The organism is Stappia sp. ABD4_338, from assembly GCF_056312175.1.
This window is the reverse complement of record NZ_CM149982.1, coordinates 3,929,302-3,947,044: the sequence shown is the minus strand read 5'-3', so window position 1 is coordinate 3,947,044 and position 17,743 is coordinate 3,929,302. Positions and strand designations below refer to the sequence as shown.

Annotated in this window: 13 protein-coding genes; 10 read left to right on the top strand and 3 right to left on the bottom strand. The window is 68.6% G+C overall.

Going from position 1 to position 17,743, the window contains the following annotated elements:
• Positions 1–16: 16 nt before the first annotated feature.
• The 3 genes from polA to ACYX4S_RS17630 form a co-directional block, all read right to left on the bottom strand.
• The gene (gene polA, locus ACYX4S_RS17640; RefSeq protein ID WP_476361147.1) at positions 17–3,043 is read right to left on the bottom strand and encodes a DNA polymerase I; all 3,027 of its coding nucleotides are present in this window, start codon (positions 3,041–3,043) and stop codon (positions 17–19) included.
• A 60-nt stretch (positions 3,044–3,103) separates the two neighbouring features.
• Positions 3,104–4,150, bottom strand: a complete 1,047-nt coding sequence (locus tag ACYX4S_RS17635) for an acyltransferase family protein (RefSeq protein ID WP_476361146.1) — start codon at positions 4,148–4,150, stop codon at positions 3,104–3,106.
• Positions 4,151–4,223: 73 nt separating this feature from the next.
• Entirely contained in the window at positions 4,224–4,775 is a 552-nt protein-coding gene (locus ACYX4S_RS17630) for an FxsA family protein (RefSeq protein WP_293717463.1), read from the bottom strand.
• 358 nt (positions 4,776–5,133) lie between these two features.
• Here ACYX4S_RS17630 and ACYX4S_RS17625 point away from each other — a divergent pair, with 358 nt between their 5' ends.
• From ACYX4S_RS17625 to ACYX4S_RS17580, 10 genes are all read left to right on the top strand, one after another.
• Positions 5,134–5,865, top strand: a complete 732-nt coding sequence (locus ACYX4S_RS17625; protein ID WP_476361145.1) for a Tim44/TimA family putative adaptor protein — start codon at positions 5,134–5,136, stop codon at positions 5,863–5,865.
• 7 nt (positions 5,866–5,872) lie between these two features.
• Positions 5,873–7,123 (top strand): murein transglycosylase A, encoded by a 1,251-nt coding sequence (mltA, locus tag ACYX4S_RS17620; protein ID WP_476361144.1) that lies wholly within the window; start codon positions 5,873–5,875, stop codon positions 7,121–7,123.
• Positions 7,120–7,752: a Smr/MutS family protein gene (locus tag ACYX4S_RS17615; RefSeq protein WP_476361143.1), complete on the top strand. Its 633-nt coding sequence runs from the start codon at positions 7,120–7,122 to the stop codon at positions 7,750–7,752. Before mltA ends, ACYX4S_RS17615 begins: the two co-directional genes overlap by 4 nt.
• Positions 7,749–8,120, top strand: coding sequence for a helix-turn-helix domain-containing protein (locus ACYX4S_RS17610; protein ID WP_293717471.1), 372 nt, complete (start codon positions 7,749–7,751; stop codon positions 8,118–8,120). Before ACYX4S_RS17615 ends, ACYX4S_RS17610 begins: the two co-directional genes overlap by 4 nt.
• A gap of 126 nt (positions 8,121–8,246) precedes the next feature.
• Positions 8,247–11,060 (top strand): [protein-PII] uridylyltransferase, encoded by a 2,814-nt coding sequence (locus ACYX4S_RS17605; protein WP_476361142.1) that lies wholly within the window; start codon positions 8,247–8,249, stop codon positions 11,058–11,060.
• A 57-nt stretch (positions 11,061–11,117) separates the two neighbouring features.
• Entirely contained in the window at positions 11,118–12,728 is a 1,611-nt protein-coding gene (murJ, locus tag ACYX4S_RS17600; RefSeq protein WP_476361141.1) for a murein biosynthesis integral membrane protein MurJ, read from the top strand.
• A 278-nt stretch (positions 12,729–13,006) separates the two neighbouring features.
• On the top strand, positions 13,007–14,011 hold the full coding sequence (locus ACYX4S_RS17595; protein WP_476361140.1) for a BMP family protein: 1,005 nt from the start codon (positions 13,007–13,009) through the stop codon (positions 14,009–14,011).
• Positions 14,012–14,174: 163 nt separating this feature from the next.
• On the top strand, positions 14,175–15,722 hold the full coding sequence (locus tag ACYX4S_RS17590) for an ABC transporter ATP-binding protein (RefSeq protein ID WP_476361139.1): 1,548 nt from the start codon (positions 14,175–14,177) through the stop codon (positions 15,720–15,722).
• Positions 15,719–16,801 (top strand): ABC transporter permease, encoded by a 1,083-nt coding sequence (locus ACYX4S_RS17585; protein ID WP_476361138.1) that lies wholly within the window; start codon positions 15,719–15,721, stop codon positions 16,799–16,801. Before ACYX4S_RS17590 ends, ACYX4S_RS17585 begins: the two co-directional genes overlap by 4 nt.
• A complete protein-coding gene (locus ACYX4S_RS17580; protein ID WP_476361137.1) occupies positions 16,798–17,742 on the top strand; it encodes an ABC transporter permease in 945 nt (314 codons plus the stop codon). Before ACYX4S_RS17585 ends, ACYX4S_RS17580 begins: the two co-directional genes overlap by 4 nt.
• Position 17,743: the final 1 nt, after the last annotated feature.

Below are 17,743 nucleotides of genomic sequence, written 5' to 3'. Positions count from 1 at the left end.
CGCGCGGGGCGACGGGTCAGTGCGCCTCGTCCCAGTTGTCGGCCGCGCGGGCGTCCACCTGCAGCGGCACGGAGAGCGTGACGGCCGGTTCGGCGGCGGTCTCCATCACCTCCCGGATGAGCGGGATGGTTTTTTCCACTTCCGCTTCAGGCACCTCGAAGATCAGCTCGTCATGCACCTGCAGCAGCATCTTCGCCGAGAGCGTCGAGGCCGACAGGCGCTCCTCCATGCGCAGCATGGCGCGGCGCAGGATGTCGGCGGCCGAACCCTGGATGGGCGCATTGATCGCCGCGCGCTCGTAGAAGGCGCGCATGTTCGGGTTCTTGGTGTTGACGTCGGGATAGTGGGCATGGCGACCGAAGATGGTCGTCACGTAGCCATGGGCGTGAACGAAGGCCTTGGTCTCGTCCATGTAATCGCGAATGCCCGGGAAGCGCTTGAAGTAGGTGGAGATATACTCCGCCGCCTCGCCGCGCGGAATGCCGAGCTGGGCGGCGAGGCCGAAGGCCGAGATGCCGTAGATGATGCCGAAGTTGATCGCCTTGGCCCGCCGGCGGACCATGGGATCCATGCCCTCGATCGGCACGCCGAACATCTCCGAGGCGGTGAGCGCGTGAATGTCGAGCCCGTCGGCGAAGGCCTGCTTGAGCTGGCCGATGTCGGCCATGTGGGCCAGCACGCGCAGCTCGATCTGGCTGTAGTCGGCCGAGACCAGCTTCATGCCCTCTTCCGCGATGAAGGCCTTGCGGATCTTGCGCCCGGCTTCCGTGCGCACCGGAATGTTCTGCAGGTTCGGCTCGGAAGACGACAGGCGGCCCGTGGTGGTCGCCGCGAGCGCATAGGATGTGTGCACGCGCCCCGTCTCCGGGTTCACGAAGCCCGGCAGCGCGTCGGAATAGGTCGACTTGAGCTTTGAGAGCTGGCGCCAGTCGACGATGCGCGAGGGCAGTTCGTGTCCTTCGGCGGCCAGATCCTCGAGAACGGACGCCGAGGTCGACCAGGCGCCGGTCTTGGTCTTCTTGCCGCCGGGAAGGCCCATCTTGCCGAACAGGATGTCGCCGAGCTGCTTCGGGCTGCCGATGTTGAAGGTCTCGCCCGCCATCTCGTGGATCTCGGACTCCAGAGCGGCCATGCCTTGCGCGAAATCGCCCGAAAGCCTGGAGAGCATCTGCCGGTCGATGGAGATGCCGCGCGCCTCCATGCGCGCCAGGACCGGCACCATCGGCCGTTCCAGCCGCTCGTAGACGGTGGTCATGCCCTCCGCCGCCAGCCGTGGCTTGAGGATCTGCCACAGGCGCAGTGTCACGTCCGCGTCCTCGGCCGCATAGGCGGTCGCGGTGTCGATGGCCACCTTGTCGAAGGTGATCATCGACTTGCCCGAGCCCGCCACGTCCTTGAAGGGGATCGGGGTGTGGCCGAGCCAGCGTTCGGCGAGCGCGTCCATGCCGTTGCCGCCCTTGCCCGCGTCGAGCGTATAGGACAGCAGCATGGTGTCGTCGAATGGGGCGACCTCGATGCCGTGCCGCTTGAGCACGAGCCAGTCGTATTTGAGGTTCTGCGCGATCTTGAGGACGCCGGGATGCTCGAGAAGTTCCTTCAGCGCGTCGAGCGCCTCCCTGATCGGGATCTGTCCCTCGACGAGCCCGCCACCACCCAGCAGGTCGCCTTCCCCGTCCACATGGGCGAGCGGGATGTAGCAGGCCTTGCCCGGCGCGGTGGCCAGCGACACGCCGACGAGGTCGGCCTGCATCGCGTCGAGCGAGGTGGTTTCCGTGTCCACCGCCACGAGGCCGAGCTCGATCGCCTCGGTGATCCAGGCCCTGAGCCGCTTCATGTCGCGAACGCACTCGTAGGCCGAGGTGTCGACGGGCGTGTCCATCGCGGCGGCAGCGGCGGCGTCCGCGCGCGCCTGTGCGCTCCACGGGCCGGTGGTGGAGCCTTGCGAGGTGTCCGGCGTGCCGGCTCCCGTGCCGGAGACGCCGCCTCCGGGCGCCGTGGTGCCTGCGCCGGCGTCCTCGCCGCGTGCCGCCGGTCCCGCCGGGGACAGGCGGCCCTTGCCGTCCGGCTCGTCCCAGCCGCGGATGGCGAAGCTGGCGGGTGTCACCTCGCCGGCCTCGAGACCGGCGGATTCCGCCACGCGGCGTGTGAGCGTGGTGAACTCCATCGCCTTGAGGAAGGCGATCGCCCGCGTGGCGTCAAAGTCGGTGACCTTCAGGCTGCCGACCGGATCCTCCACCGGAACGTCGTCCTTGAGCGTGACGAGTTGTTTTGAGATCCGGGCCTGCTCCGCGAACTCGATCAGGTTCTCGCGCCGCTTCTTCTGCTTGATGGTGTCGGCCTTGCCGAGCAGCGTTTCCAGGTCGCCGAACTCGTTGACGAGAAGGGCCGCCGTCTTCAGGCCGATGCCGGGAACGCCGGGCACGTTGTCGACGCTGTCGCCGGCCAGCGACTGCACCTCGATCACCTTGTCCGGGCCGACGCCGAATTTCTCGAACACGTCCGCCTCGGCGAAGGTCTTGTTCTTCATCGTGTCGATCATGGAGACGCGCGGCCCGATGAGCTGCATCAGGTCCTTGTCGCCGGACACGATCGTGACCCTGGCCCCGGCCGCCGCCGCCTGCCGGGCGTAGGTGGCGATCAGGTCGTCGGCCTCGAAGCCCTCCTGCTCGATGCAGTGGACGCAGAACGCCCGCGTGGCCTCGCGGATGAGACCGAACTGCGGGATCAGGTCCTCCGGCGGCTCCGGGCGCTGGGCCTTGTACTCGGGATAGATCTCGCTGCGGAACGTCTTGGCCGAATGATCGAAGATCACCGCCATGTGCGTGGGCTCGTCGCCCGGCTCCGGCGAAAGCCCCTCCTGCAGCAGCTTCCACAGCATGTTGCAGAAGCCCGAGACCGCGCCCACCGGCAGGCCGTCCGACTTGCGGGTCAGCGGCGGCAGCGCGTGGTAGGCGCGGAAGATGAAGGTGGAGCCATCGACCAGGATCAGATGGTCGTCGGCGGTGAGGGCGGAGGCGGCTTCGTTCGACATGGCGCGGATCATGCCCGCCCGCGCCAGGAAGGGAAAGACCGTATGTCGGTCCCTGCGCTGTTTATGTACGGCCTATTCGGCTGCCTGCGGAGCCCGGGGCCGGGGCGTTTCCGGCTCGAGCCGCGCCCAGGCCGGCCGGCGGAACAGGAACCACCCCTGGCCCGTGCGCCGCACGATCTCGAACAGGATCAGCGGCCCGAGCACGCCGGCCGTGGTCACCAGAAGCGAGATGGTGCCGATGTCCGTGATGATCCCGGTCTTGAGGAGCACGATGCGCGTGACCGCCATGGGCAGGAAGAACGCGAGATAGATGACGATCGAACTCTCGCCGCAGTGCACCAGCGGCCGTGCCAGTCCGCTCTCGGTGAGCAGGGCCGCGGTGACGATGACGGCAAGCGCGCCGGCGGTGCCGAGCGCAAGGCTGACGAGCGGCTGATCCGCGAAGCCGAGGGCGACGAGCGTGCCGTTCACCAGCGCCCATGCGCCGAGGCCGGCGAGGCCGAGCGGCAGATGGGCGCGGGCCCAGGCGGCGAGGGCGAAGGCCCGCGCGGCAAAGACGTAGCCGGAGAAGAAGAACACATAGCGCGAACTGAACTCGTCGATCAGCACGGAGCCGGTGTGGATCGGGGCGAGGTGCAGGACCGCCGCCGCCGCGAGCGTCGCCTGCCACGGCACGCGGGCCTCGCGCAGCGCGCGGGTGATCACGAACATCACCGGCAGCATGTAGATGAACCACAGCGTGCCGAACGGCTGCACATAGGCCAGAAGATATTCGGAAAGCGGCGCGTGCCAGCTTCCCGCCTCGGCGGCCATTCCCGGCGCCTTGAACGCGAACTGGATGGTGAGCCACAGGATGTAGAAATAGAAGAAGTGCACGACCTTGCGGTCGAGATAGCGCCGCCATGGGCGGTCGATGACCTGGGCCAGGAACAATCCGGAGATCATGAAGAAGTCCGGCATACGGAAGGGGCGCGCGAACTCGACCACATGCCCCATCCAGCCGGTCGCGTTGGCGGCCTTCTCGGTCCCCAGGGTCGAGTGCATCATCACCACAAAGATTATGCAGATGCCTTTCGCCGCATCGACCCAGTCGACGCGCTGCGATCCTCCTTCGGCCATCACCGATCCCTTGTTCTGCGTCCGGCCCCCCGCACACGGACCGATATGCTAGGGGCAATGCGTACAGGAAGGGTTAATCCGGCTCGCGGTTCCCGCCCGGGTTGCGGCCGTCCGGGTTGCGACCGTCAGAAATCCAGGGCGACGATCCGCCGGACGAGGGCCCGCGCCGTCCCGCGCCGCCGTCCTTGGTCTCCCAGTCGTCCGCGTCCAGGTCGACGACGCCCGCGCCCCCGCCCCGGCGCTGCGCCTCGGCGCGCACCACGGTGACGCGGGCGTTGCGGATGACCTGACCGGCGATGATCCTGCGCACCGGCGGCACGAAGAGCAGCAGGCCGAACGCGTCGGTCACGAAGCCTGGAATGAGCAGCAGGATGCTGGCGACGACCATCAGCGCGCCTTCCACGAGATCGGCGCCGGGCACCTCGCCGCGATCCATCTCGCCGCGCATTCTCGTCAGGAGAGTCAGCCCCTGGATGCGCAGCATGAGCGATCCCGCGATCGCGGTGGCGACCGTGAGCAGGATGGTCCAGAGCGCGCCGATCTCGGAGCCGACCTGGATGAAGACCGTGATCTCGACGAGCGGAAGGCCGATGAGCAGCAGAAGGATGATAAGACCGATGGGCATGGTTGGCGCGCAGATGTCCCGGTTGCAGGTTGTCGCGGACTCCTACCGGTGACGGTGAGGCCGTTCGGCGGGTCCGTTCCCCACAGGTAGGCGATCATCGCGGGGATTGCGAGCCCGTCGCGCGCGCAAGGCCGCGATGATTGCGCGAACGAGACGGTTCCGGCCATCATCGAGGCTGGATGTTGCCGTGACCGTCCTTATATTGGACTCAGATGACAGGATGTGTCACAGAGCGATCCGCAGCTTGCCCGGTCGAACCGGGTGGTGTTGCCGGACACATGCGCGGATCCGTTGCGGGGGCGGCGCTGCGGGACGGGATCCCGGCAGCGTGTCCCGGGGCGATCCGGCCGAATGCGAAATGGGTCAAATGTTCGACGTCACCACACTGATCTTTCTGGTTCTGGCGGTCGTGATCTTCCTCAGGCTGCGCAATGTGCTCGGCCGGCGGACCGGAACCGAGCGCCCGCCCTTCGATCCGTTCGGCACGCCGGATCGCGAGCGCGACCGTTCCGTCTCGCGCCAGTCCCCGCAGGACGCCGAGGACAATGTGATCTCGCTGCCTGGCCAGGGCGAGCCGCCGGCACCGCAGACGGGCGCGAGCACCGCGACCCTCGACACGGTGGCGCCGCGCGGCAGCGCGCTCAACGACGCGCTGCGCCAGATCCTCTCCGCCGACCGGTCGTTCGATCCCCAGCAGTTCCTGCAGGGTGCGCGCGGCGCCTACGAGATGATCGTCACGGCATTCGCTGCCGGTGACCGCAAGATGCTCAAGGGCCTGCTGTCCAGGGAGGTCTATGACGGGTTCGTCGCCGCCATTTCCGACCGCGAGAGCCGGGGCGAGACCATCGAGTCCACCTTCGTCGGCATCGACCGCGCCGACATCGTCGAAGCGGCGATGAAGGGCAGCACGGCGCAGATCACCGTCAAGTTCCGCAGCGAGCTGATTTCCGCCACCCGTGACAAGGACGGCGCCATCGTGGACGGCGATCCCAACGCGGTGAGCGATGTCACCGACATCTGGACCTTCGCCCGCGACACCAATTCGCGAGACCCGAACTGGCGTCTGGTGGCGACCGAGTCCGTCGAGTAGGCGCGTCATGCGCCGGACCGCGCGGTCACGGGAGGCCGGCGCGCCGGCGCGTTCGACCGCAACCGCCTCGCCGGCCGGACCGTTCGCCACAGCCACGCGTGCCCTCGCCATCGTCATGACGGGGGCTTTCGCGTGTCTGGGAGGCGCGGAAAAAGCCATTGCCGAAACCGGATCAACGCCCGCGCCGCCCGCTGCCATGAGTGTCCGCACCACCGCCTTCTCCGATCTGCCCGGCTGGGATGCCGACGACCACGGCGCGGCGCTGGACGCCTTCCTGCGCCACTGCAGCCCGCGTCCCGATGTCGAGCCGCGCTATTCGCCGGTGCTTTGCGAGGCCGCGCGTGCCGCCGCCGCGAGTCCGCGGAGCGAGCGAGACGAGACGGCGCGCCGGTTCTTCGAGGACTGGTTCCGCCCGGTCCGTATTCGCGAGGCGGGCTTTCTCACCGGATATTTCGAGCCGGAGTTCGACGGCTCGCTGACCCGTGACGCGCGCCACCGGGTGCCCCTGCTCATGCGCCCGCCCGAATTGGTCGCCGTCGACGACGCCTCGCGGCCCGACGACTTTCCGCAAGGCTTTCCCTTTGCCATGCGCGCCGGGGACGGCACGCTGAGCCTTCCTCCCGACCGGGGCGCGATCATGGACGGTGCGCTTGCCGGGCGGGGACTGGAACTCGTCTGGCTCGCCGATCCGGTCGACGCCTTCTATGTTCACGTGCAGGGTTCGGCCCGCATCCGCCTGGCCGGTGGCGGTGTCCTGCGGGTCGGCTACGCCGGCAAGACGGGCCACCCCTATTCGCCCATCGGACGGGTGATGATCGAGCGCGGGCTTGCGGAGCCGGGAACGGTGACCATGCAGGTGCTGCGCGGCTGGCTTGCCGACAACCCGCAGGAGATCGACGCGGTCCTGCGCCGCAACCGCTCCTACATCTTCTTCCGCCGGATCGAGGCGGACGAGAGCGAGGGGCCGATCGGGGCGGCCGGCCTGCCGCTTGTCGCCGGACGCAGCCTTGCCATCGACGCCAGCCGCCATGCCTTCGGCACGCCGGTCTATGTCGCCGCCTCCCTGCCGCTCGGCGAGGCGGGAACCCTGGAGCCCTTCCGCCGGCTCATGATCGCCGACGACACGGGGTCCGCCATCGTCGGGGACGGGCGCGGCGACCTCTTTCTGGGATCGGGCCGCGAAGCCGGCGAGGCGGCCGGGCGCATCCAGCATCGCGGCACGCTCTACGTGCTGGAGCCGCGGGAGAGGGAGCGGTGAGCAGCCGGCGGAAGGGGCGCCATCCCTCGCCCGAGGAGCGCCGGCTGTGGGAGACCGTCACGGCGGACGTGACGCCGATCGAGCCGCCTTCGCGCCTGCGGGCCCGCAAGAAGAAGGCCGCGCCCGCGGAGGATGGCCCGGCGACGCCTCCCGAGGCGCCGGCAACGGATGTCGGTCAGCCGGCGCGGGCAAGGAACGTCGTCAGCCAGGAGGCGTTGCGCGCGGCGCTCGGCCGCAAGACGACGCCGAAGCCCCCGGCGCCTCCGCCGCTTGCCCCGCTTGAGCCGCGCCAGCGCCGGCGGCTGGTGCGCGGCACCCGGGCCATCGACGCGCGCATCGATCTGCACGGCCTCACCCAGGCAGAGGCGCATCAGCGCCTGCGCGGGTTTCTCTCCCGCGCCCAGGCGGAAGGCGCCTCCGTCGTTCTGGTGATCACCGGCAAGGGGGGCGCGGACGGATCGCTCGCCGCCGACGGGCGCGGCATCCTGCGCCGCGTGGTGCCCCAGTGGCTGTCCTTCGCGGAGTTCCGGGGGCTCGTCGTCGGTTTCGAGGAGGCCCATGGCGCCCATGGCGGCGGCGGCGCGCTGTATGTTCGCGTGCGGCGCGCGGGACGGGGAGGTTCACGATGACGCCCTTCGGCGCGAAGATCCGCGAAATCCGCCGCAAGCGCGGGCTGACCCTTTCGGAGATGGCGGCGGCGCTCAATGTCTCGCCCGCCTATCTGTCCGCGCTCGAACACGGCAAGCGTGGCCGGCCGACCTGGTTCATGGTCCAGCGCATCATCACCTATTTCAATGTCATCTGGGACGAGGCGGAGGAACTGCAGCGACTGGCCGAGCTGTCCGATCCGAAGATCTCCATCGACACAGCCGGCCTCGAGCCGGAGGCGACCGAGCTTGCAAATGTGCTCGCCGACAAGATCCCGGGCCTGTCGCGCGAGAGCCTTGCCCATCTCCTGCACCAGCTCAGGGCCGCCGCCGCACGCGACGGTGTCTAGGGGGGCTGCGTCCACCAAATGGCAACCCGTGCCGGTGCATGGTCCGCTTGCCCCTCGACCGGCGCGGCCCGCACGCGTACCCTGCCGCCGCCGAGCGCCCCGACCCTTGAGTCCGAAAGAGCGACCATGACCAAATCGCAGGATCCCTTCGACGGCCTGATCGACGCCGACGCGCTGCGCCATCGCCTCACCGCGCTGACGGCGGAAAGCGACGGCGACGGGTCGGGCACGGCGATCCGCGGCCAGGTGCTCGCCGAACTCAAGACGGTCATGCGCGACGCGCGTGCGCTGGTGGAGGAGCGTCTCTTCGAGGATGGAGGCGGCACCCTTTGTGCCCAGCGGCTGAGTCACGTCCAGGACGAGGTGCTGCGCGTCATCTACGACTTCGCGATCCACCACGTTTACCGGGTGAAAAATCCGTCCGCCGCCGAGCGCATGTCCATCGTCGCGGTGGGCGGCTACGGGCGCGGCACGCTGGCGCCCGGGTCCGACGTCGACCTGCTGTTCCTGCTCCCCTACAAGCAGACGCCCTGGGGCGAGCAGGTGGTGGAATACATCCTCTACATGCTGTGGGACATGGGGCTGAAGGTCGGTCACGCCACGCGCAACATCGAGGAATGCGTGCGCCTGTCCCGCGCCGACATGACCATCCGTACGGCGATCCTCGAGGCCCGCCATGTCTGGGGCGAGCGGACGCTGACCGACGAACTGCTCGAGCGCTTCGACAAGGAGGTCGTGGCCGGATCCGGCCCCGAATTCATCGCCGCCAAGCTGGCCGAGCGCGACCAGCGCCACACCCGCCAGGGCGCCTCGCGCTATCTGGTCGAGCCCAACGTCAAGGAAGGCAAGGGCGGTCTGCGCGACCTCAACACGCTGTTCTGGATCTCGAAGTACTTCTACCGCGTGCGCACCGGCTCCGGGCTGGTCAAGGCCGGGGTCTTCACCCGCGCCGACATCAAGCGGTTCCGCAAGGGCGAGGATTTTCTCTGGGCGGTGCGCTGTCACCTGCATTTCCTCACGGGCCGCGCCGAGGAGCGCCTGTCCTTCGACCTGCAGCGCGACATCGCGGTGCGTCTCGGCTACACCCAGCATCCGGGCATGAAGGATGTCGAGCGCTTCATGAAGCACTATTTCCTCGTGGCAAAGGACGTGGGCGACCTGACCCGCATCTTCTGCGCGGCGCTCGAGGAACAGCACGCCAAGGCACCCCAGCCGCTCTCGCAGCTTATCGGCAGGATCACCCGCCGCTCGGCCCGTCGGCCGGTGTCCGGCGCACCGGATTTCGTCATAGACAACGGTCGTCTCAACGTCGCGAGCCCGGGCGTTTTCGAGAAGGATCCGGTCAACCTGATCCGGCTGTTCGCGGTGTCCGACCGGCTTTCGGCGCTGCTGCACCCGGAAATGCTCAAGCTGGTGCGCCGCTCGCTCAAGCTTGTCACCCCGGCGGTGCGCGAGGATCCCGAGGCGAACCGGCTGTTCCTGCAGGTGCTGACCTCGCGCAACGACCCGGAGACGGTTCTGCGGCGCATGAACGAGACCGGCGTGCTCGGCCGCTTCGTGCCGGACTTTGGCAAGGTCGTCGCCATGATGCAGTTCAACATGTATCACCACTACACGGTGGACGAGCACCTGATCCGCTCCATCGGCGTTCTTGGCGAGATCGAGCGTGGCGAGGCGGGGGAGGATCATCCGCTGTCGACCGATCTCATCAAGACGGTGCAGAGCCGCCGGGTGCTCTTCGTCGCCATGTTCCTGCATGATATCGCCAAGGGGCGGCCGGAGGACCATTCGATCGCCGGCGCCCGCATCGCACGGCGCCTGTGCCCGCGCTTCGGCCTCAGCCCGACGGAAACCGACACGGTGGCCTGGCTGATCGAACACCATCTCGACATGAGCACCACCGCGCAATCGCGCGACCTTGCCGACCGCAAGACGATCGAGGACTTTGCCCGTACCGTGCAGAACCTCGAGCGGCTGAAGCTGCTTCTGGTGCTGACCGTCGCCGACATTCGCGCCGTCGGCCCCAATGTCTTCAACGGCTGGAAGGGCCAGCTCCTGCGCACGCTCTACTATGAGACCGAACCGGTGCTCACCGGCGGTCATTCCGTGTTGCCGCACGAGCAGCGCGTCACGCGGGCGGTGGAAGAGCTGGAGGCGGAACTCGGAGACTGGAGCGCGGAGGAGCTTGCCGCCTATCGCGAACGTCACTATCCGGCTTATTGGCTCCGGGTGCCGGTCGAGCGCAAGGTCGCCGACGCGCGAATGATCCGCGAGGCGGACCTTTCCGGCCGGGGCTTCGCCTCGCGCGTTGCCCCGCACGCCTTCGAGGAGGTGACCGAGATCACCGTTCTCGCGGCCGATCACCCGCGGCTGCTGTCGGTCATCGCGGGCGCCTGTTTCGTCGCCGGGGCCAACATCGTCGACGCGCAGATCGACACGACCACCGACGGCTTCGCGCTCGACACGATCTTCATTTCCCGCGAACTGCCGGGAGACGCAGACGAACTGCGCCGGGGCGAGCGTATCTGCAAGCTCATCGAGAAGGCGTTGCGCGGCGAGGAAAGGCTGCCCGAGAGCGTCGCCAGCAAGGTGGCGAGCCGCACGCGCATGAAGGCGTTCCGCGTCGAGTCCGAAGTTCTGGTCAACAACGCCCTGTCCAACCGCCACACGGTGCTGGAGATCACGGGTCTCGACCGCCCCGGTCTTCTCTACGACCTGACGCGGGCCATTTCGGATCTCAATCTCAACATCAACTCCGCGCATATCGCCACCTTCGGCGAGCGGGTGGTCGATGTTTTCTACGTCACGGATCTCACGGGCCAGAAAATCGCCAACATCGGGCGTCAGGAAGCGATCCGCGACCGCCTGCGCGCGGCGGTCGACGGCGAGGCGGGCGAGGACCAGCCCAGGCGCAGGGCCCGACGGGCGGGAGCCGCCTGAGGTGAGCCGACCGCCGCTGACCGCGCCGTCTTCCCTCCCGCGCCCGGAACCCGCCGTATGAGCCTGCTGCGCAATTTCGCCACCGTCGGCGGCGCCACGATGATGAGCCGCGTGCTTGGTTTCGTGCGCGACGTGATGATCGCCGCCTTCGCCGGAGCCGGCCCGGTGGCCGACGCCTTCTTCGTGGCCTTCCGCCTGCCCAACCTGTTTCGGCGCCTGTTCGCCGAAGGGGCGTTCAATTCCGCCTTCGTGCCGCTCTTCGCCCGCGCCCTGGAGGAAGAGGGCGAAGCCGGCGCGCGGCGCTTCGCCGCCGAGATCCTTGCCGCCCTGTTCTGGACGCTCATGGCGCTTTCCGCGCTCGCCTTCGTCGGCATGAGCGGCCTCGTGCTGGTCCTGGCGCCGGGCTTCGTGGAGGATCCGGGCAAGTTCGATCTCGCGGTGCTTCTGTCGCGGATCACCTTTCCCTACCTGCTGTGCATGTCGCTGGTCGCCTTCCTGTCCGGCATTCTCAACACCTACCAGCGCTTCGCCGCCGCGGCCTTCGCGCCGGTGGTGCTGAACCTGGTGATGATCTCGGTGCTGACCGGCATCTGGATCAGCGGCCTGGAGACGGGGATGACGCTCGGCGTGGTGCTGGCCTGCGGCGTGCTGGTCGCAGGGCTCGCGCAGCTCGCGCTGCTGCTTGGCGCGGTGCGCCGGCTCGGCTTTTCCGTTCCGCTCGGTCGCCCGCGCCTCACGCCGGCCGTGCGCCGGCTGTGGCGCCTCGGCGTTCCCGGCGTAATCGCCGGCGGCATCACCCAGATCAACATCGTGGTCGGAACCATCATCGCCTCCGCCCAGGCCGGCGCGGTGTCCTATCTCTACTATGCCGACCGGATCTATCAGCTTCCGCTCGGCGTCGTGGGCATCGCCATCGGCGTCGTGCTGCTGCCCGATCTCTCCCGCGCACTGCGCTCGGGCGCGGAGACCGCGTCACGCGATGCCAACGACCGGCTCAACCGCGCGCTGGAATTCGCTCTCGCCCTCACGCTGCCGGCGGCGGTCGCGCTGGTGGTGGTGCCGGCGCCGATCGTGTCGGTGCTCTTCGAGCGCGGTGCGTTCGGAGCCGAGGCGGCTGCCGCGACCACGGGCGCGCTGATGGCGTTTGCCATCGGTCTGCCCGCCTTCGTGCTCAACAAGGTGTTCTCTCCCGCCTTCTTCGCCCGGGAGGACACGGTCACGCCCATGTGGTTCGCGGGCGTCGGCATGGTGGTGAACGTGGTCGGCGCGCTCGCGCTTGCGCCCTTTCTCGCGCATGTCGGCATCGCACTGGCGACGAGCATCGCCGGCTGGGTCAACACCGGCCTGCTCATGATCGTGCTGTGGCGGCGCGGACATTTCCGCTTCGATTCCCGGGCCCGCAAGCGCCTGCCGCTGCTGGCGCTTGCCAGCGTGCTCATGGGCGCTGGCCTTTTCGGCGGTGCGGCGGTGCTGGGCCCCTGGCTGAGCGGTGACGGCACGCTGCTGCGCTTCGTCGCGCTGGCCCTGCTCGTCGCTTGCGGTCTGGTGCTGTTCGCGATCTTCGTCCAGGTCACCGGCGCGGTGGATCTCGCCGGCTATCTTCGCCGGCTGCGGAACCGGGGCGGCCGTGCACCCGTGCCCCCCGCACCGGATGACGCCGCGAAATGAGCATCCGTCCGGTCAAAATTTGACCATCTGATCAAATCCTGTCCATTCGAACAGGAAACAGCGTTGGCCGCGCGCGCGTCGCATTGTCGCTTTTGCGGGAATGTGGTCCAATTCGCCAGTCCGCCGGACGGCCCGCGCGATGCGCGCGGACGACGGCACGGCGCGTGCTCCGCCCGCAGGGCGGGCGCCGTCCGGTCCGCGTTCCCGGGGTGCCTGTGGCGACCCCGCACATGGCCGGTGGATCCGCGAGACAGCAACCTGCCAGGGGGTAGCCAACAATGACAATCCGACAAACGACGCTTGCATGGACGCGCCGTGCCTTTCTCGGCCTCGCGCTTGCCGCCACCGCCCTTGCCGGCGCGCCGGCGGAAGCGAAGGACAAGCCGCTGAAGGTGGCCGCGATCTACACCGTTCCCGTCGAGCAGCAGTGGGTGGGCCGCATTCACGAGGCGCTGAAGGCCGCCGAGGAGCGCGGTGACGTCACCTATGTCTACTCCGAGAACGTGGCCAACACCGACTACGAGCGCGTCATGCGCGAATATGCCGAGGGCGGCATGGATCTCGTCATCGGCGAGGCTTTCGCGGTCGAGCGCGCGGCGCGCAACGTGGCCTCGGAATATCCCGGGACAGCCTTCCTGATGGGCTCCTCCTTCGGTCCTGCCAAGCCGAACTTCGCCGTGTTCGACAACTGGATCCACGAGCCGAGCTACCTGACCGGCATGATCGCCGGAAAGGCCACCAAGTCGAACGTCATCGGCATGGTCGGCGGCTATGCGATTCCGGAGGTCAACCGGCTCATGAACGCCTTCATGGAAGGCGCCACGGCGGTGAACCCGGACGTCAAGTTCCTCGTGACCTTCATCAACTCCTGGTACGATCCGCCCAAGGCGAAGGAAGCCGCCTTCGCGATGATCGACAAGGGGGCCGACATCCTCTACGCCGAGCGCTTCGGCGTGTCCGACGCGGCGAAGGAGCGTGGCATCCTCGCCATCGGCAACGTGATCGACACCTCCGCCGACTATCCCGGAACGATTCTCTCCAGCGCCCTGTGGAACATGCAGCCGACCATCGACAAGGTGATCGAGGCGGTCGCCACCGACAGTTTCGAACCCGCCGACTATGGCCAGTATTCCTTCATGAGCTACGGCGGCGGCAGCTTCGTCGTCGACGAGTCGCTCGCCGACGCGGACTCCGTCAAGGCCGCGCGCGAGAAGGAGAAGGAGATCCTGGACGGACTGTTCCGCGTCAACGTCAACGACGCCGAGCCCAAGTCGACCATGTGATCCCCCGGCGGGGGGCGCACGGGTTGCGTTTGCCTCCGCCTTCGGCCATTCGTCTCGCGGCCCGGTCCGGTTCCATCCGGTCCGGGCCGTGTGCCGTCGGCATTTGGCCCCGGAAGACGACACATCCGGAAAGCTGCCAGACGAGATCCATCGAAGAGGTGACATGACCGCCGCCGATCCCCCCGTCGTCCTCCGCCTGCAGGGCATCACCAAGCGCTTCGGCGCCCTGGTCGCCAACGAGGACGTGTCGCTGAGCCTGCGGGCCGGCGAGATCGTCGCGCTGCTGGGCGAGAACGGCGCCGGCAAGACGACGCTGATGAACATTCTCTTCGGCCATTATGTCGCCGACGAGGGCGAGGTGCACATCGCCGCGGCAGACGGCAGCGGCCTGGTTCCGCTCGAGCCGGGCTCCCCCCATGCAGCGCTTGCCGCCGGCATCGGCATGGTGCACCAGCATTTCGCGCTCGCCGAGAACCTCACCGCGCTTGAAAACATCCTGCTCGGCACCGGCTCGCTGTTCTCGCCGCGCAGGGCTCCCGCCGGTGCCCGGGCGGAACTCGAGGCGCTGATGCGGCGCTCCGGACTCGTCGTCGATCTCGACACCCGCGTGTCGCGGCTTTCGGTCGGAGAGAAGCAGCGGGTCGAAATCCTCAAGGCGCTCTATCGCAAGGCGCGTGTCCTGGTGCTCGACGAGCCGACGGCGGTCCTGACGCCGCAGGAATCCGAACAGCTGTTCGCGACCCTCAAGGCGCTTGCCGCGCAGGGGCTCGCCATCATCTTCATTTCCCACAAGCTGGCCGAGGTGCTGTCCGCCTCGGACCGGGTCGCGGTGCTGCGGCACGGGCGCAGCGTCGCCGACCTGCCCACCGGCGCCTGCGACCGCCAGAAGCTCGCGGAGCTCATGGTCGGTCACGCCGTCACCCAGAGCCTGCGCGAGCCGGGAAAGCCGGGTGCGATCCTCCTGTCGCTGGCACGTGTCTCGGCGGGATCGGGGCGTGACGCGATCCGCGAAGTCGATCTGGACCTGCGCGTCGGCGAAATCCTCGGCATCGCCGGGGTGTCGGGCAACGGCCAGGGAACACTGGCGCGTCTGCTGTCCGGGCTGGTCGAGCCGGAGGCCGGGCACCTCGCCCTCGATGGGGCCGCGCTGGAGGCGGGCGACCCGGGAGCGATGATCTTCTCCGGCATTGCCCGCATTCCCGAGGACCGCCACCGGGACGGCATCGTCGGCGCCATGAGCGTGGCCGAGAACCTTGTGATCGAGGAAATCCGCTCGTCGCGCTACCAGCGCTTCGGCTTTCTGGATTTTTCCGCCATCGCGGACCGGGCCAGGGAGGCGATCGCGGCCCACGACATCCGCTGCCCCGGCGGCGACGCGGTGTCGCGGCTGCTGTCGGGCGGCAACATCCAGAAGATCGTGCTGGCCCGCACGCTTGATGCGCATCCCCGTGTGGTGCTCGCCGCCCAGCCCTCGCGCGGGCTCGACATCGGGGCCACCGGCGAGGTGCATCGCCGCCTGCTCGACGCGCGCGGCCGGGGCGCCGGCGTGATCCTGATTTCCGAGGACCTCGACGAGCTGTTCGCCCTGGCGGACCGGATCAGCGTGATCCATCGCGGACGGCTGAGCCAGCCGCTTCCCGCCGAGGTGCTCGACCGTGCCCGCGTCGGACTGATGATGGCCGGTCACGACCACGAGGAGACGGCGGCATGATCCGCTTCGAACCGCGCGAAACCGTCACGCCCCTGCGCCGTGTCGCCGCCCCCGCCATTGCCGCGCTCGCCGCACTTCTGCTGGCATCCATCCCCATCGCCGCCGCCGGTGCGCCGGTGTTTTCCGCCTATGCGCTGATGGCGAAGGGTGCGTTCGGCTCGCTTTTCGCGGTCTCCGAGCTTCTGGCGCGCGCGACGCCCCTGATCCTGACCGGCCTTGCCGCCGCCGTCGCCTTCCGCGCGAAACTGTGGAACATCGGCGGCGAGGGCCAGTTGTATGCCGGGGCGCTCGCGGCTGTCGCCGTCGGCTCCGGAGCGCTGGCGTTGCCGCCCGTCGTCATGGTTCCCTCGGTCATTGTGGCGGGTGCGCTTGCCGGTGGCCTGCTGATGCTGGTGCCGGCGCTTCTCAAGGTGCGCCTGGGCGCGGACGAGGTGGTCACCACGCTGCTGCTCAACTTCGTCGTGCTGCTGTTCGTGCAGATGATGCTCGAGGGGCCGATGAAGGACCCCATGGGGATGGGCTGGCCGCAGTCCGAGCCCATGCTGGAGGCGGCGACACTTCCCAAGCTCATGGCGCGGATGCGCGTTCACGCCGGTCTCTTCGTGGCGCTGGGCTGCGCGCTTCTGGTTCATGTCGTGATGAAGCGCACGGTGTGGGGCTACGAGACCCGCGCCGTGGGCGAAAATCCGGAAGCCGCGCGCCACGCCGGCATTCCCGTTACGGCAACCATGCTGCGTGTCGCGCTGCTGAGCGGTGGGCTCGCCGGTCTCGCGGGCGTGGGCGAGGTCGCGGGCCTGAAGGGCTATCTCACCGCCGACCTTTCGCCCGGCTTCGGCTATGCGGGCATCGTGGTCGCCATGCTTGCCGGCCTGTCGCCGCTCGGTGTGGTGGTTGCCGCCCTCTTCATCGCCGGCGTCTTCGTCGGCGCGGACAGCATGAGCCGCGCCATCGGCGTGTCCAACTATCTGGCCGATCTGGTCGTCGCCACGTCGCTGATCGCCGTTCTCGTCTCGGGCCTCTTCGTGCGCTTCCGCGTGCGTTTCGTGCGCCCCCACGGCCAGGGAGGGCACGGCGCGTGAGCGACATCCTCGACATTCTCGTTTCCGCCAGCTTCTGGGCGGCGGCGCTCAGGATCGCGACGCCGCTGATCTTCGGCGTTCTCGGCGCGCTCCTGTGCGAGCGTGCGGGCGTTCTCAACCTCGGCATCGAGGGCATCTTCACGGCCGGCGCCATGGCCGGCTGGATGGCGGCCTGGCTCGGCGCCGGCCTTTGGGGCGGGGTGCTGGTCGCGGCCATGGCCGGGGCGGCCTTCGGGCTGATCCATGCGATCCTGACCGTGCCGCTCGGCCTGTCGCAGCATGTCTCGGGCATCGGCGTGACGCTGTTCGCGACAAGTCTGAGTTACTACACCTACCGCACCGCCCTGCCGGACGTGTCCTCGCCGCCGCGCATCACCGCGTTCCAGCCGCTCGACATTCCCGTCCTGTCGGACCTGCCCTTCATCGGGCCGGTGCTGTTCCAGCAGACGGCGCTCACCATGCTCGCCCTCGCGCTCGTCGTGGCGGTGTGGGTCGTGCTCAACCGGACGCCCCTTGGCCTTGCCATCCGGGCCGTGGGTGACAATCCGGCCGCGGTCGAGGCGCAGGGACTGTCCGTCGTGGCGCTTCGCATGGGAACGGTGGTCGCGGGCTCGGCGCTCATGGCGCTGGGCGGCGCGTTCCTCACCATGTCGGCGTTTGACGCCTTCTTCTTCGGGATGGTCAACGGGCGCGGCTGGATCTGCATCGCGCTCACGGTCTTCGCATCGTGGCGGCCCGGAAAGGCGCTCGTCGGGGCATTGCTGTTCGGTGCCTTCGACGCCTTCCAGGTGCGTCTCCAGACGGAAGTCGGGGCCTTCGTGCCGGGGCAGCTCTTCCTGATGATGCCCTATCTTCTGTCGATTGCGGCGCTTGTGGTCGCCGCCCGCCGGGCCGACTATCCGCGCGCGCTGCTGAAGCCCTATTTCAAGGGGCAGCGCTAGG